Origin of the sequence: Massilia endophytica (assembly GCF_021165955.1) — a bacterium.
Classification (GTDB): Bacteria; Pseudomonadota; Gammaproteobacteria; order Burkholderiales; family Burkholderiaceae_D; genus Rugamonas; species Rugamonas endophytica.
In genome coordinates, this window is the sequence record NZ_CP088952.1 from 378,366 (window position 1) to 394,036 (window position 15,671).

14 protein-coding genes are annotated in these 15,671 nt (G+C 63.8%); 5 read left to right on the forward strand and 9 right to left on the reverse strand.

Annotated features, from left to right (window positions below; translation table 11 throughout):
* Positions 1 to 3: 3 nt before the first annotated feature.
* Positions 4 to 759 (reverse strand): DeoR/GlpR family DNA-binding transcription regulator, encoded by a 756-nt coding sequence (locus LSQ66_RS01840; RefSeq protein WP_231768117.1) that lies wholly within the window; start codon positions 757 to 759, stop codon positions 4 to 6.
* A 74-nt stretch (positions 760 to 833) separates the two neighbouring features.
* Here LSQ66_RS01840 and LSQ66_RS01845 point away from each other — a divergent pair, with 74 nt between their 5' ends.
* The 3 genes from LSQ66_RS01845 (at position 834) to LSQ66_RS01855 (ending at position 2,935) form a co-directional block, all read left to right on the forward strand.
* A complete protein-coding gene (locus LSQ66_RS01845) occupies positions 834 to 1,415 on the forward strand; it encodes an NUDIX domain-containing protein (RefSeq protein WP_231768118.1) in 582 nt (193 codons plus the stop codon).
* Positions 1,416 to 1,505: 90 nt separating this feature from the next.
* Entirely contained in the window at positions 1,506 to 1,766 is a 261-nt protein-coding gene (locus LSQ66_RS01850) for a c-type cytochrome (protein WP_231770030.1), read from the forward strand.
* A 221-nt stretch (positions 1,767 to 1,987) separates the two neighbouring features.
* Positions 1,988 to 2,935 carry an IS110 family RNA-guided transposase gene (locus LSQ66_RS01855; protein WP_231765801.1) on the forward strand — a complete coding sequence of 316 codons (948 nt, stop codon included), beginning with the start codon at positions 1,988 to 1,990 and terminating at the stop codon, positions 2,933 to 2,935.
* Positions 2,936 to 2,966: 31 nt separating this feature from the next.
* Here LSQ66_RS01855 and LSQ66_RS01860 read toward each other — a convergent pair whose 3' ends face one another.
* The 4 genes from LSQ66_RS01860 to LSQ66_RS01875 all read right to left on the reverse strand — a co-directional run bounded on the left by LSQ66_RS01860 (position 2,967) and on the right by LSQ66_RS01875 (position 7,624).
* Entirely contained in the window at positions 2,967 to 3,935 is a 969-nt protein-coding gene (locus LSQ66_RS01860) for an ABC transporter permease (RefSeq protein WP_231768119.1), read from the reverse strand.
* A gap of 4 nt (positions 3,936 to 3,939) precedes the next feature.
* Positions 3,940 to 5,022: an ABC transporter permease gene (locus tag LSQ66_RS01865; protein WP_231768120.1), complete on the reverse strand. Its 1,083-nt coding sequence runs from the start codon at positions 5,020 to 5,022 to the stop codon at positions 3,940 to 3,942.
* Positions 5,019 to 6,548, reverse strand: a complete 1,530-nt coding sequence (locus LSQ66_RS01870) for an ABC transporter ATP-binding protein (RefSeq protein WP_231768121.1) — start codon at positions 6,546 to 6,548, stop codon at positions 5,019 to 5,021. Before LSQ66_RS01870 ends, LSQ66_RS01865 begins: the two co-directional genes overlap by 4 nt.
* Positions 6,549 to 6,628: 80 nt before the next feature.
* Positions 6,629 to 7,624 carry a BMP family lipoprotein gene (locus LSQ66_RS01875; protein WP_231768122.1) on the reverse strand — a complete coding sequence of 332 codons (996 nt, stop codon included), beginning with the start codon at positions 7,622 to 7,624 and terminating at the stop codon, positions 6,629 to 6,631.
* A 496-nt stretch (positions 7,625 to 8,120) separates the two neighbouring features.
* Between LSQ66_RS01875 and LSQ66_RS01880 the strand changes: the two genes are divergently transcribed.
* Positions 8,121 to 10,373, forward strand: a complete 2,253-nt coding sequence (locus tag LSQ66_RS01880; protein WP_231768123.1) for a TonB-dependent receptor — start codon at positions 8,121 to 8,123, stop codon at positions 10,371 to 10,373.
* Positions 10,374 to 10,438: 65 nt separating this feature from the next.
* Here the strand turns inward: LSQ66_RS01880 and LSQ66_RS01885 are convergent, their stop codons facing one another.
* From LSQ66_RS01885 to LSQ66_RS01900, 4 genes are all read right to left on the reverse strand, one after another.
* Entirely contained in the window at positions 10,439 to 11,596 is a 1,158-nt protein-coding gene (locus tag LSQ66_RS01885; RefSeq protein WP_231768124.1) for a sensor histidine kinase, read from the reverse strand.
* An 83-nt stretch (positions 11,597 to 11,679) separates the two neighbouring features.
* Positions 11,680 to 12,585 (reverse strand): LysR family transcriptional regulator, encoded by a 906-nt coding sequence (locus LSQ66_RS01890; protein ID WP_231768125.1) that lies wholly within the window; start codon positions 12,583 to 12,585, stop codon positions 11,680 to 11,682.
* 9 nt (positions 12,586 to 12,594) lie between these two features.
* A complete protein-coding gene (locus LSQ66_RS01895; protein ID WP_231768126.1) occupies positions 12,595 to 13,515 on the reverse strand; it encodes a pseudouridine-5'-phosphate glycosidase in 921 nt (306 codons plus the stop codon).
* Between the two features lie 3 nt (positions 13,516 to 13,518).
* On the reverse strand, positions 13,519 to 14,616 hold the full coding sequence (locus LSQ66_RS01900) for a carbohydrate kinase family protein (RefSeq protein WP_231768127.1): 1,098 nt from the start codon (positions 14,614 to 14,616) through the stop codon (positions 13,519 to 13,521).
* 181 nt (positions 14,617 to 14,797) lie between these two features.
* Between LSQ66_RS01900 and xapA the strand changes: the two genes are divergently transcribed.
* Positions 14,798 to 15,637, forward strand: a complete 840-nt coding sequence (gene xapA, locus LSQ66_RS01905; protein ID WP_231768128.1) for a xanthosine phosphorylase — start codon at positions 14,798 to 14,800, stop codon at positions 15,635 to 15,637.
* Positions 15,638 to 15,671: the final 34 nt, after the last annotated feature.

Consider the following 15,671-nt stretch of genomic DNA (forward strand, 5'->3'; position numbering starts at 1 on the left):
TCGTCAGGCTGGCGTGACGCCAATGCCCATCGCGCGGTAGGGGGCCAGCAGCGCTTCATCGACGCCCTTGTTGACGATGATGTGGTCCACGTTGGCCAGCGGGGCGATGCGGTAAGGGGCCGCCGTGCCAAGCTTCTCCGGTGACGCCATCACCACCGTGCGCGCCGCCCGCGAGCTGATGGCGCGCTTCATGCGCGCTTCGTCGTAGTCGCCCGTCGTAATGCCCGCTTCCGGGTGCAGGCTGCATACGCCCATGAAGAAGATGTCGCTGCGGATGTCGCTCACCGCCGCCAGCGCCGCCGCGCCGCTCGTTACCACCGAGTGCTTGAACAGGCGGCCTCCGATGAGTATCACTTCCACCAGCGGGTGTTCCACCAGCTCCACCGCAACCGACGGACTGTGAGTAACCACTGTCGCGTCCAGCGTGGGCGGCAGCGCCCGCGCCAGCTGCACGGCCGTGGTGCCGCCGTCGATGAAGACCACCTGCCCGGGAGCGATCATGGCCGCCGCGGCGCGCGCAATGGCGGGCTTGGCATCCGTCGAGATACGCTCCCGTGCCGCGAAGTTGGCCTGCGCCGGCGAGGCGGGCAGGGCGCCGCCGTGCACGCGTTCCAGCAGGCCTTCCCTGGCCAGCTCGCGCAGGTCGCGGCGGATGGTGTCCTCGGAGACACCGAGCGATTCGCTCAGGGTCTTCGCCACGATCTGGCCTTCTTCCTTCAGGATGCGGAGCAGCAGCTCCTTGCGTTGGCGTGTCAGCATGAGTGCACGAAATATCTTGAGATTGCACGATATTGCATGATATCGTAGAAAAACGCAATCACCCGGAGCTGGCCATGCACGTACGCATCAACAAAGTGGAAACCCTGTCGGACGACTGGTATGTCCTGCGCAAAACGACCTTCGACTACCGCCGCCGCAACGGCAGCTGGCAGACCATGTCGCGCGAGACTTATGACCGCGGCCACGGCGCCGTGATCCTGCTGGTGAACCGGGAGCGGCGCACGGTGCTGCTGGTGCGCCAGTTCCGCTTCCCGGCCTACGGCTACGGCGGCACGCACGACGGTTTCCTGATCGAGGCGCCCGCCGGACTGCTGGATGCAGCCACGCCTGAGGAACGCATACGCGCCGAGGTGCAGGAGGAAACCGGCTACCGCGTCGAGCAGGTGCGCAAGGTGTTCGAAGCCTTTATGAGCCCCGGTTCGGTGACGGAGCGCCTGCATTTCTTTGTGGCCGATTACGATGCGGCTTCCCGCCTTGACGAAGGCGGCGGCGTGGAGGAGGAGGGGGAGGATATCGAGGTGCTGGAACTGGGCATAGAACGCGCAGTGGCCATGATCCAGGAGGGCGCCATCGAGGACGGCAAGACCATCATGCTGCTGCAATACGCCCAGCTTCACCTGTTTGGCGCTGCCTGAAACGCAGATGTTCTAGAATCGGCCGGACATCAACAACAGGAGGACGCAATGAAATATGTCATCGCAGCAAGCCTGCTGTCAGTGGTGGGAATGGCCGCGCACGCCGCCACGCCCGAGGAGCTGGCGAAGTCGAAGAACTGCATGGCCTGCCACGCCATCGACAAGAAGATGGTGGGACCGGCTTATAAGGACGTCGCGGCCAAGTACAAGGGCCAGAAGGGCGCCGAGGACAAGCTGGTGCAGAAGGTGCTGAAGGGCGGTTCAGGCACCTGGGGCGCCGTGCCGATGCCGCCGAATGCGGTGTCGGACGCAGAGGCGCATGCGCTGGTGAAGTGGGTGCTATCGATGTGAAGCCGGCAACTGTGTTCGGTGGCCGACTGAGGTACCGGGGACAGACCCCCTGAGGTCTTATATCTTCAACATACGCTAAATTATGTCTGCGGGCATGCCAGTCTGATAGGTCTGTGGGAGCAAATCCCGTGGGACAGCCAATGACGGCATGCTCGATTCTTTGTAGCCCGAACAGTTGTCAGGGGGCGAACCCCGGATCAGTAAGAATGGGAGAAAGAATCATGCAGAACGCAGACGATGGGTTGTACGTCGGGATCGATGTCAGCAAGAAGAGTCTGGACGTCGATAGTCTTCCGCTGTCACATCGGGCGCAGTTCCCCAATGACGCGGGTGGTCATCAGAACCTGAAAGCCAGGTTGTTGCAGCTACAGCCGCGATGGATCGTGGTGGAGGCGAGCGGCGGTCTCGAAATGGAATTGGTCAGCGTACTGGCAACTGCGGGGTTGCCAGTGGCGGTCATCAATCCCAAACAGGCCAGGGATTTCGCCAAGGCCATTGGCGTGCTTGCGAAAACTGACCAGGTCGATGCCATTGTTCTGGCCCGCTTCGGGCAAGCGGTCAAACCGGCACTGCGTCCAATTAAAGACGGTGAGCTACGCCATCTGGAGGACGTTCTGACTCGAAGACGCCAGTTGGTCGATATGCTCACAGCTGAGAAGAACCGAAAGCTGCAGGCGACCGCTCTCATTGCAAAAGAGATCAATGAGCATATTGAATGGCTCGAGCAGCGTATCAAGGGCACCAATGGTGATCTGGGGCGGGCTATCAAGGAAAGTCCGCTATGGCACGCTAAAGCCGACCTGCTCTCATCCATCCCCGGCGTAGGCTCCATCACCGTCGCAACCCTGCTGGCGCAGTTACCCGAGCTTGGCACGCTCAATCGGCGCGAAATCGGTGCGCTGGTTGGCGTCTGCCCATACAGCCGTGACAGCGGCAAGATGCGGGGGAAGCGAAGAATTTGGGGTGGCAGGGCATCGGTACGGGCGGTCCTCTACATGGCCACCTTGGTCGCCATCCGACACAATCCCGTCCTCAAAAGCGCCTACGCCCGGCTGCTCGCGGCAGGAAAACTCAAGAAAGTAGCCATCGTGGCTTGCATGCGCAAGCTGCTCGTCACCATGAACGCCATGTTGCATAACAACGAGAGGTGGGCAGCAACCCTCGATTAATTAATCAAGACAGTTGCTGTCCCCTCTGTTATCACCGGGATTTGACGAACGGGATGCCGATGGCTTTCGGCGCCACCGACTTGGCCATCAGGCCCGCCAGCACAATCACCGTGACCACATACGGCACCATCTGGATCAGCGATCCGGGGATGCGGCCCACCACCGGCAGGTCCACGCCTTCGAGCTGGATCTGCACCGCGCCGAACAGGCCGAACATGAGGCAGCCGAGGAAGGTGTACACGGGACGCCAGTTGCCGAACACCATGGCCGTCAGCGCCAGGTAGCCCGCGCCCGCCGACATGTCGCGCAGGAAGAAGCCGCTCTGCACGATGGCGAGATAGGCGCCCGAGAAGGAGCACAGTACGCCCGCGATCAGCATGGCCGCATAGCGCGTCCATTCCACCGACACGCCCGCGGCATCCGCCGCATGGGGGTTCTCGCCGCAGGCGCGCAGGCGCAGGCCGAAGCGGGTGTGGTACAGCACCCAGTGCACCAGCGGCACCAGCGCGAAGGCGAGGTAGACCAGCACCGAATGGCCGCCAACCAGCTTGGTATAGAACCAGCCCAGTCCCGGCACGTCCGCCACGGCGGCGCTGCCCGGCAGCACCACGTCGAACAGGCGCGCTTCGCCCAGGTCCGGCGTGCGGCCGCCCTGCTGGAAGAAATACTGCGCCACCACGAAGGTCAGGCCGCTCATGGCGATGTTGATCGCAATGCCGCCCACCAGCTGGTTGCCTTTCTGCGTAATGGCCACATAGCCCTGCAGCATGGCCAGCGCCACCGATACCGCCATGCCGGCCAGGATGCCGTACCAGGGGTTCTGCGTGGTGAAGGCCACGGCCGCCGACACGAAGGCCGAGGCAAGGATCTTGCCTTCGAGGCCGATGTCGATCACGCCGGAGCGTTCTGCGAACAGGCCCGCCATGGCGGCGAAAATCAGTACCGGCGCGTTGCGCACGGTGGAAACGAGGATGCCGCCGAGATGGAGATCTTCGAACATCGCATCAGCCCTTTCTTGCCTTGAGCAGTTTAATGATCGCGGGTGCGTACAGGTTTTCCATCGCGCCGCAGAAGAGGATGATCAGACCCTGAATGAAGATGAAGGTCTCGGTCGGGATATTCGGTTTTTCCAGCGAGAGGTCGAAGCCGCCCTGGATCAGCGCGCCGAACAGCACGGAGGACAGGAAGATGCCCACCGGATGCTGGCGCCCCATCAGCGCAATGGCGATACCCACGAAGCCCGCGCCGTTGACGAAGCCCAGGCTGAGGTAGTGGGTGGAGCCGAGAATGGAGTTCACCGAACCCAGGCCCGCCAGGGCGCCGGAGATCAACATCACGACGATGATCATGCCGCTGATTTTCACGCCCGCGTAGTGCGCGGCATGCTTGTTCAGGCCCGTGGCGCGCAGCTTGTAGCCCCAGGCGGAGCGCCACACCATCACGCCGTAGACCACCAGCGCGGCAATGGCGATCAGGAAGCTGATATTGAGCGGCGTGTCGCCCAGCGCAGGGATCAGGGTGTTCAGGCGCGGCATCTCGGACGCCACCGAGAAGGCGCGGCTGGCCGTGTTCTGCTCGCCCACCGGAATCATGTACTTTACGATGATGAAGTTCATCAGCGAGGCGCAGATGAAGTTGAACATGATCGTGGTCACCACGATATGGCTGCCCCGTTTCGCCTGCAGGTAGCCGGGAATGAAGCCCCACAGCGCACCGAAGAGGGCGGCGCCGATCATGCCGAGCGGGATCAGGACGATGGCGGGCATCGATGCATCGAAGGCCAGCATGGCCAGCGTGAGCCCCAGGCCGCCGAAATACATCTGGCCTTCCGCGCCGATATTGAACAGGCCCGCCTGCATTGCGATCGACACGGCCAGGCCGGTGAAGATGAAGGTCGATGCGTAGAACAGGGTGTAGGACAGCCCTTCGGGATTGACGATGGCGCTGTTGACGAGGATGCGCAGGGAATCCACCGGGTCTTCGCCCAGCAGATGGATCACCAGCGCGGCCACCAGCAGCGCGGACAGCAGGTTCAGGATGGGCAGGACGAAACCGGTCGCCCAGCGTGGCATATCGTTAGTGGTCATGATTTATGCATACCCCCCATCAGCAGGCCGATGCGGGTGGTGTCGAATTCGTCGACCGGCAGTTCGCCGGTAATGGCGCCGCCGCACATCACGAGGATGCGGTCGGCCAGCGCGCGCACTTCTTCCAGCTCCACGGACACGAGCAGGATGGCCACGCCCGCGTCGCGCAAGGCCAGCAGCTGCGTGTGGATGGATTCAATGGTGCCGATGTCCACGCCGCGCGTGGGCTGGCCCACGAGCATCAGCTTGGGCTGGGCCAGCACTTCGCGCGCGATCACCACCTTCTGCTGGTTGCCGCCGGAGAGCAGGCCGATACGCAGGTCCGGGTTGGGCGGGCGCACGTCGAATTCCTTCAGCAGGCCGGTGCAGCGCTCGGCGATGTGCTTGAAGTCGAACAGGCCCCAGCGGCCTTTCAGCTGGTCCTGGTAGCCAAGCACCGTGTTCTGCATGACGGAGAAGTTCTTCACCACGCCGTCGCGCAGGCGGTCTTCCGGCACGTGGGCGATGCCCAGGCGGCGGAAGGCCAGCGGCAGGCCGTCGGCATCGTGGCGCTTGGCGAAGGGCAGGGCCTGGCCCTGGAAATCGACTTCGCCCGAGGTGGGCAGGCGCATGCCGGACAGGATCTCCATCAACTCGCTCTGGCCGTTGCCGGACACGCCCGCGATGGCCACGATTTCGCCCGCGCGCAGCGTGAAGTTGATGTTGGAGAGCAGGCTCACGCCCGTGGAATCCTTCAGCTGGAGATTGCGCACCTCCAGCACCGGCGCGCCCGGCTTGTACGGCGCGCGTGGCAGGTTGTTCTCGATGGGGCGGCCCACCATCATGTTCGCCAGTTCTTCCTTCGAGGTCTGCGCAGTTGCCACGGCGCCGGCCACGCGGCCGCCGCGCATCACCGTCACGGTGTCGGTGATGTCCATGATCTCCTGCAGCTTGTGCGTGATCAGGATGATGGTCTTGCCCTGCTCCTTGAACAGCTTCAGGATCTGGAACAGCGATTCCGTCTCCTGCGCGGTCAGCACGGCGGTGGGCTCGTCCAGGATCAGGATATTGGCGCTGCGGTAGATCTGCTTGAGGATCTCCACGCGCTGCTGCGCGCCGACGGACAGGTCGTGGATGGTGGCCAGGGGATCGACGTCCAGGCGGTAGCGCTCGCAGATTTCGCGCAGCTTCGCTTCCACGGCGGCGCGCTTGGGCTGCAGGCGGAAGCCGCCTTCCGTGCCCAGCATCACGTTGTCGAGCACCGTCATGTTCTCGACCAGCATGAAGTGCTGGTGCACCATGCCGATGCCCAGTTCGATGGCCTGGTGGCTGGAGCGGATCTGCTGGGCTTTGCCGTCCAGCAGGATCTCGCCGCTGTCGGCATGGTAGTAGCCGTACAGGATGCTCATCAGGGTCGACTTGCCCGCGCCGTTCTCGCCCACGAGGCCGTGGATGGCGCCCTTGGCGACGGCAAAGCTCACGTCGGCATTGGCCTGCACCGCCCCGAAGCGTTTCGAGATGCCGCGGAATTCTACAGCTGGCTGCATAGGATTTTCAGGAGTTTATTTACTGAAAAACGCGCCGGCGGGAAGCCCGCTCGGCGCGTTCTGTCTTTATCGCGTGGAAATCAGACCGGGCAGTTGCCGGTTGCGCGGATGTCGATGACCTTGATCTTGCCGTCGATGATGTCCTTGCGCGCGCCCAGGACCTTCTTCTCGATCTCGGGGGTGATCAGCTTGCGGTTGTACTGGTCCAGGGTCCAGTCCACGCCGCCTTCCTTGATGCCCTTGGCGGAAATGCCGGGCTTCCAGGTGCCGTTCTTGATCTGCATGAAGCTGTCATACACGGCGTTGTCCACGCGCTTGACCATGGAGGTCAGGATGGTGCCCGGGTGCAGGTGGTTCTGGTTCGAATCCACGCCGATGCCCAGCTTGCCCTTTTCCTTGGCCATGGAGAGAGTGCCCAGGCCGGAACCGCCGGCCACGGCGAACACCACGTCCACGCCGCGCTCGAACTGCGAGCGCGCCAGTTCGCCGCCCTTGGCCGGATCGTTCCATGCCGCCGCGGTGGTGCCCACCATGTTCTGCAGGACTTCCACTTTCTTGTCGGTCGCTTTCGCGCCCTGGGTGTAGCCGCAGGCGAAGGCGCGGATCAGGGGAATGTCCACGCCCCCCACGAAGCCCAGCTTCTTGGTCTTGGAGGCCATGGCCGCGGCCACGCCCACCAGGTAGGAGCCTTCCTCTTCCTTGAAGGTGATGGAGTTCACGTTCGGCGCGTTCACCACGCCGTCGATCAGCACGAAGCGCACGTTCGGGAACTCCTTGGCGACCTTCTGCACGGCCTGGGTCTGGGAGAAGCCGATGGAGGCGATCAGGTCCATCTTCTTGCGGGCCAGGCCGCGCAGAATCTGTTCGGCCTGGGTGTCGCTGCTGGCCTGGGCTTCCAGGAAGTTGATCTTGGTTTCGGTGCGGAAGCGCGAGGCGCCCTCGAAGGCCGACTGGCTGAAGGATTTGTCGAACTTGCCGCCGGCATCATAGACGACGGCCAGCTTCGGATCCGCCGCGAAAGCGCTGGCCGAGACCGCAACAGCGGACAACATCGTCAAAAGTTGTTTGATTTTCATGAATGGGCTCCTGGAAGTTCGTTATTGTATAGTTTTTGCGGACGAAACATCTACTTAACGACCCGTTTTCACCTTCGGCAGACAGGTTTTTAGAGTTGTTGCTCAGCCTGCTAAAACGGCAAGGATATTTTGCGCTGCATCAAATGCGCGCCGCTTTGCCGCCTCCGTGGAACCCGCTTGTAGCGTTCTCACAACAGCCTGTCTCCATCTTTTCTTAAGGTGCTGCGTTGTTTTTTTGTGCATCCGCAGCGCGCCTTCGCCCCGCCGTTTTTGGCGCTCTCCTCTGAACGGGCGCCATTTGCAGCGAACAGGGCAGTTCGCAACTATGCAGCAGGGTGATTTGTATGACAAATACGTTTTTGCTTGGCTATTTATTCGCGCGACATCTTAATAAAGATTCCATGTTAGTAATTTGTGGTTGTTGTGCTTTCTGCTAGCATTGCCCTTTATGGTCCTTCGGGACGGCTGAGATCACCCACATTAAGGAGTTTGCTGAATGAAGACGACGCTGCGCTACGCACAACGTACCCTCATGGCACTGGCCATCGCCGGCGCCTTCCCGCTGCAAGGCATGGCCCAGGAAGCCGCCGCGCCGCAGGCCGAGAAGACCGAAAAAGGCCAGCTGGAAACCGTGATCGTGACCGCGCAGCGCCGCGCCGAGAACATCAAGGACGTGCCGATGTCCATCGCCACCGTGAAGGGCGACAAGCTGGACGTGCTGGTCTCCGGCGGCCAGGACATCCGTTTCCTGAACGGCCGTTCGCCTTCCGTGGCTGTCGAGTCCGATTACGGCCGTACCTTCCCGCGCTTCTATATCCGCGGCCTGGGCAACACCGACTTCGACCTGAACGCCTCGCAGCCTGTGGGCCTGGTGATGGACGACATCGTGCAGGAAAACCCGATGCTGAAGGGCTTCCCCGTGTTCGACGTGGACCAGGTGGAAGTGCTGCGCGGCCCGCAGGGCACCCTGTTCGGCCGTAACTCCCCGGCCGGCGTGATCAAGTTCGATTCCGCCAAGCCCGTGTTCCGCCAGGAAGGCTATGTGAACGCCGGCGCGGGCAAGGATGGCGTGATCAATGTGGACGGCGCCTGGAACGTGCCGGTCAGCGATACCGTGGCCCTGCGCTTCTCGGGCCAGAGCCAGCACCGCGACGACCGCGTGCACAACCCGCGTCCGACCGGCACCAAGGACTTCGAGGGCTACAAGGACAACGCCGCCCGCGTGCAGATGCTGATCAAGCCGAGCAAGGACTTCAGCGCCCTGCTGAACGTGCACGCCCGCGACATGGACGGCACCGCCACCCTGTTCCGCGCCAATATCCTGAAGAAGGGCACCAACGACCTGGTGGACAACTTCGACTACGGCAGCTACCCGACTGACGGCGTCAACGAGCAGTGGCTGAAGAACAAGGGCGCCAACCTGCGCCTGCGCTACGAGCTGCCGGGCATGACCCTGCACTCGATCACCGGCTGGGAGAAGCTGGACTTCTTCAGCCGCGCCGACGTGGACGGCGGCTACGGCGCCTCCTACGCGCCGCCGATGGGCCCCGGCTTCATCCCCTTCGTCGTTGAAACGGCCGACCTGATCCCGAACCACAAGCAGATCTCGCAGGAATTCCGCGCCGAGTCGAACACCAAGGATCCGCTGCAGTGGATCGCGGGCGTGTTCTACTTCAAGGAAGACATCCAGATCGACAGTATCTCCTTCAACTCCCTGGCTCCGGGCAATCCGCAGAATTCCGATTATGCGACCCAGACCCAGAACGCCAAGTCCTGGGCCGTCTTCGGTTCCGTGAACTATGCCGTGAACGAGAAGCTGAAACTGCGCGGCGGCCTGCGCTACACCAGCGACAAGAAGGACTTCGTCGCCCAGCGTATCCAGACCGACGGCCGTTCCTACCTGCCGCTGCACGACGATTCGAGCAACATCAGCTGGGACGCCAGCGGCACCTATATCCTGAACAAGGACACCAACGTGTTCGCCCGTATCGCCACCGGCTACCGCGCGCCGTCCATGCAGGGCCGCCTGTTCGGCCTGGACAGCAAACCCTCCATCGCAGGCGCCGAGAAAGTGCTGTCCTATGAAGCCGGCGTGAAGCAGGACCTGTTCAACCGCCGCGCGCGCATGAGCGCCACCGTCTTCCACTACCGCGTGAAGGACAAGCAGCTGACCGCCGGTTCGGGCACCGTGAACATGAACCAGCTGATCAACGCAGACAAGGCCGTCGGCCAGGGCGTGGAACTGGACTTCCAGGCCAACCTGTCGGACAGCCTGAGCGCCACCTTCGGCACCAGCTACAACGACACTGAGATCAAGGACGCCGACCTGTACGCCCAGCCTTGCGGCGGCGGCTGCACGGTGACCGACCAGATCAAGTACCTGGGCGGCACCCCGGTCGCCCTGATCAACGGCAACCCGCTGCCGCGCGCACCGAAGTGGCAGCACAACTTCACCCTGAAGTACAGCGCGCCCGTGGCGGACGGCGAGTTCTACGCCTTCACCGACTGGGCTTACCGCTCGACCTACAACTTCTTCCTGTATGAAGCGGTGGAGTACAAGGCCAAGCACCTGCTGGAAGGCGGCCTGCGCGTGGGCTACAAGTGGGGCGACGGCAAGTACGACCTGGCCCTGTACGGCCGCAACATCACCGACAAGGTGCAGTCCCTGGGCGCCATCGACTTCAACAACATGACCGGCATCGTGAACGAACCGCGCACCTACGGCGTGCAGTTCCGCATGAACTTCTAAGCCGTCCTGTTCCTGCAAAAGCCCGCGCAGCGAAAGCTGCGCGGGCTTTTTTCATGGCGCCGTGCTCAATGCTGGGAGGCGCGCTGCCACTTGGCGCGGCGCTCGGATGCGGCGGGAATGGCCTGCCGCGGCAGCTCCAGGCTGACCGTGGTGCCGTTTTCCGCGGAGCTGTCGATGTTGATCGAGCCGCCATGCGATTCGGCCACGTTCTTCACGAAGGCAAGGCCGAGGCCCCAGCCGTGCACCTTGGCGCACTGGCTTCCCCGGCGGAACATCAGGAAGTGCTCGGCGATCTGGTCCGGCGGTATGGGCTTGCCCATATTGTGCACCGACAGCGTCACCTGCTCGTCGCGGGGCTGCACGGCGACGGTAATCGGCGTGTCGCGCTGGCCATACTTGACCGCGTTGCGTATCAGGTTCTCCAGCGCGCGGCGCAGGGACTGCCCGCACCAGAAGCCGCGCGCCTCCTCGCCCAGTATCAGGTAGCCGCCCGAATGAAGGGGCGCGTCGCGCACCACGTCGTGCACCAGGTCCATGAGTTCCAGGTCGCCCGGCTGGATCGGCAGGTACTCGCTGCTGTGCAGGGCGGCTGTGTCCAGCATTTCGCGCAGCATCTGGTCGGCCCGGTCCAGGTTCTTGCGCATGGCGGCGGCCAGCATGGCAATGCGTGCGGCATCGGCGTCCGCATCGAGCATGGAGATTGCGCTCATGATGACCGAGAGCGGAGTGCGCAGGTCGTGGGCCAGGGTGGCGATATAGTTCGTGCGGAAGGCGGCCTGCGCAGCCGAATAGGCGCTGATGGACTCCAGCACAGCGCTGTCGATGGAGCCGTTGATCAGGGCGCGCTGCTCGCGGTCCAGGGCCAGGCCCAGGCGCTCGCTCACGTCGAACAGGCTGTCGCGGAACAGCTGGTATTCGTGCGCAATGTCCTGGGGGCGGTAGTCGGTCATGCGGGCGCGTTCGCTGCCATGCGCCATGGCAATACTCGAATTACTGCTGGCCAGGTTGCGCGGATGGCCGGGTGAAATGGCCTCGACGAGATTCTGCAGGAAAACGGGCATCGTATTGATGAGGATAGGGTGGGCCATGTCGGCCATGCCTTCCACCTCGCGGCGCACGCGCTCGGACCATTCGCCGATGATGGCATCGCTCATGCCGAGCAGCCTGCGGGCGGCGGGAGTGAGGTGCCTGTCTGGGACGTCCTGGTCCGTACCGATCTGCATCGTGGCCTCGCATCATGGTTGCGGAAGCCAGCTTAACGTGGCGCGGCGCGCAGAACTGCGCGCCGCTTAACATAAAACGCGGCTCAGTCGCGCGCAGGCGGACGCAAAATATTCAGGAATGCACGAACCACGGGCGCGTCGTCCTGCGTCGTGTAGGTGATGTAGAGATTGGCGGACGGCGGATTGCTGCGGATCGGCAGGAAGACCACGCCCGGCCAGCCGATGCGGCTCGTGGTCTCCGGCATGAGGGTCACGCCCAGGCCCGCGCCCACCATGGCCAGCAGGGTCTGCGGCTCGGAAGCCTCCTGGAAGATGGCGGGCTGGAAGCCCGCCTTCACGCAGCACTGGATCAGGTAGCGGGGGAAGGCCGACTTGTCGAGGGCCAGGGTGAGCATGGGCTCGCTTGCAATGTCCGTCAGCTCGATGGCCTCCAGCTTGGCCAGCGGATGGTGCTCGTTCACGGCCACGCATACGTTTTCGCGGAAGCAGAGTTCCTGGCGCAGCTTGTCGTTCTTCAGTTCGTCCTCGTCCAGGCTGGGTTCGCGCCAGAAGCCCACGTCGATCTGCTTGGCGCGCAGCGCCTCGTACTGCACCGTGGGGCCCAGCTCGTGGATGGTCCAGCTCACGCGGGGGTATTTGCTCTGGAACTCCTCGAGCAGGGAAGGGATGGGGCCCCACATGGCCGAGCCCACGATGCCCACGCGCAGGCGGCCCACTTCGCCGCGGTCGATCTGGCGCACGGTGTCGATGGTCATGCGCATCTTCGCCAGCACGTCGGCCGCCTCCTGCATCAGCGCCTTGCCCGCCACGGTGAGCTCGAAGGTGCGCGTGGTGCGCGCAAACAGCTTCACGCCCAGTTCCGACTCCAGCTTCATGATCTGCTGGCTGAGGGGCGGCTGCGAAATGTGCAGGCGTTCGGCGGCCCGGCTGAAGCTCTTCTCTTCGGCGACGGCGAGGAAATACTTTAACTGTTTAAGGTCGATCGACATTGGCCATCCTTATGCGGCGGGGAACTCCAGCATGGCGCGCGCCAGGGCGGCGCCCACGCGGGCGTTGTTCTTCACCAGCGCGATATTGGTGGCCAGGCTGCGGCCTCCGGTCAGGGTCTTGATGCGCGCCAGCAGGAAGGGCGTGACCTTCTTGCCTACCACGCCGTTCTCCGCCGCCTCCTGCAGGGCCTGCAGGGTGATGCCGTCGATCTCCTCCTGCGGCATGGCATCCAGCTCCGGCACCGGGCAGCTCACCACCACGCCGCCTTTCAGGCCCAGGCGCCATTTGGCATGGATGAAGGAGGCCTGTTCGGCCGCGGTGTCCAGCTGGAAGTCCGCGTTGTAGCCGCTCTCGCGCGTGAAGAAGGCGGGGAAGCCGGGCTGGCCCACGCTTACCACCGGCACGCCCAGGGTTTCCAGGTATTCCAGCGTGAGGCCGATATCGAGGATAGACTTCACGCCCGCGCACACCACGGCCACATTCGTGCGCGCCAGCTCCTGCAGGTCGGCCGAGATGTCGAAGCTCGTTTCCGCGCCCCGGTGCACGCCGCCGATGCCGCCCGTGACGAAGACGGGAATGCCCGCCAGCTCCGCGCAGATCATGGTCGCGGCCACGGTGGTGGCGCCCAGCTTGTTCTGCGAGAGCGCGTAGGGCAGGTCGCGGCGGCTCACCTTCATGGCGTCCGGCGAATTGCCCAGGATTTCCAGCTGCTCGGAAGTGAGGCCCACGCAGATCTTGCCATTCATGATGGCGATGGTGGCGGGGATGGCGCCCGCGTCGCGGATGATCTGCTCGACCTCGATGGCCGTGTGCACGTTCTGCGGATACGGCATGCCGTGCGAGATGATGGTCGATTCCAGCGCCACGATGGGCTTGCCGGTGGTGCGTGCGTTCGCCACTTCCGGCGAAAGGGAAAGGTACTGGTGCATGGTCTAGTCCTGTTCTGTGGCGGTGGCGAACAGCGCGGGGTTCAGCGCAGGGGATACGGTCTGGCGGCTTTGCAGCGTCAGCGAGGCGGCATGCAGGCCGCGCTCGCAGGCGAGGGTGAGGTCGGCGCCGCCCTGGGCCAGGGTCCAGCACACGGCGGCCGAGAAGGCGTCGCCCGCGCCCGTCACGTCCACCACGTCCACGTCGTGGGCGGGCAGCCATTGCAGGTCGCCGGGAATCGTGTGGTACACGCCCGCCGCGCCGCAGGTGACGATGATGTCCTGCGCGCCCTGGGCCTGGACGGCGCGGCAGGCTTCCCGCACGTCGGCCTCCGTGGGCAAGGCGCGGCCGGCGCGCGTTTCGAGCTCGCCCCGGTTCAGGATCAGCAGGCGCAGGCCGCGAAGGTCCTCGGGCAGGCGCGCCATCTTGGGCTGGGATACGGCCACCAGAACCAGCGGCACGCCGTTCTCCCGCGCGTCGGCGAGGAGAAGGGCCACGGTATCCTGCGGCAGGTTGAGGTCCGCCACCACCAGGGAGGCGCCGTGGCGCTGCGGCCTGCGGCTGGCCATGAATTCGGGCGTGAGCTGCTCGTAGAGGCCCATGTCGGCCAAGGCGACCACCAGCTCGCCGCCCGCATCCAGCACGGCCGTGTAGGTGCCGGTGTGGGTGCTGGGCAGGCGCAGGGTGCCCGTCATGTCCACGCCCGCCGCCTCCGCATAGGAGCGCAGTGCCTGGCCCGCCGCATCGCTGCCCAGGGCCGTGATGAGGGCGCAGGGCATGCCGAGGCGGGCGACGTTCTCCGCGATATTGCGGGCCACGCCGCCGAAGGTCTCCTCGGCCGATGCGGGATTGGAGGTGGCCATCTGCAGCGGCGCGTGGGGGCGCAGCTTGCGGTCAAGGTTGGCGGCGCCGATGCAGAGCACCGGGCGCTCGTCCGGCAGCACATAGGCGCGGCCCAGCAGGCGGCGCTCGCGGATCAGGCCCGCAACATGCCCCGCCACAGCCGACCGCGACAGGCCGAGCTGGTCCGCCATCTCCTGCTGGGAGATGAAGGGATTGTTGCGGATAAGCTCGTAGAGCTGTTCTTTTTTGGTAATGGACATTTGTTTGTGATGCTAAACAGTTGTCTTGGCGCTGTCAAACGCAGCGTTCTTCTATAATAGACGGCTATTTATACAAGTCGAGTATAAATAGTGAAGAAAAATGGTATTTGCCATACATATAGCGGATAAGGCATATTGCGGCATCGCGAAATCCATTCCAAAATCCATCAAGAGGATATCCATGTTCCCCAACACCCCATTCCAGGCCGCCGATATCATCCGTTCGCGCATGCCCGCGAACTTCCAGCCGCGTCTTGCCATGATCCTTGGCTCCGGCCTGGGCGTGCTGGCGGAACAGATGGCGGACGCCGTGACCATCGGCTTCGACGAGCTGCCCGGCTTCCCGATCTCCACCGTGCATGGCCACGCAGGCCAGATGGTGATCGGCACCCTGTCCGGTGTGCAGGTGGTCTGCCTGAAGGGCCGCGGCCACTTCTACGAAGGCTACGGCATGGGTGTGATGACCAGCGCGATCCGCACCCTGAAGCTCCTGGGCTGCGAATTCGTGTTCGTGACCAATGCTGCGGGTTCGCTGCGTCCCGAAGTGGATGCGGGTTCCCTGGTGGCGCTGAACGACCATATCAACTTCCTGCCGGGCAGCGCCATGATCGGCCCGAACGACGAGCGCTTCGGCCCGCGCTTCTTCAGCATGGCCAATGCCTACGACGCGGACCTGCGCAATCTGCTGAAAGACACCGCCGCATCCACCGGCATCACCCTGCATGAAGGCGTGTATATCGCCTACCCGGGCCCGAACTTCGAGACCCCGGCCGAGATCCGCGCCTTCGGCCGCCTGGGCGCCGATGTCGTGGGCATGTCCGTGGTGCCGGAAGTAGTGCCCGCCCGCCATTGCGGCCTGAAGGTGGTGGGCGTATCCGTGATTACGAACCTGGCGGAAGGCCTGTCGCCCTTCCCGCTGTCGCACGAGCAAACCCTGAAGTACGCAGCGGTGGGCGCCGAAAGCCTGATCAAGCTGATCCTGGCCTTCCTCGCCAACGTGGCGAAGACGCCGAAAGCCTAATTGCAGCGCGCGTGCGGACGGCGCGTGCCGTCCG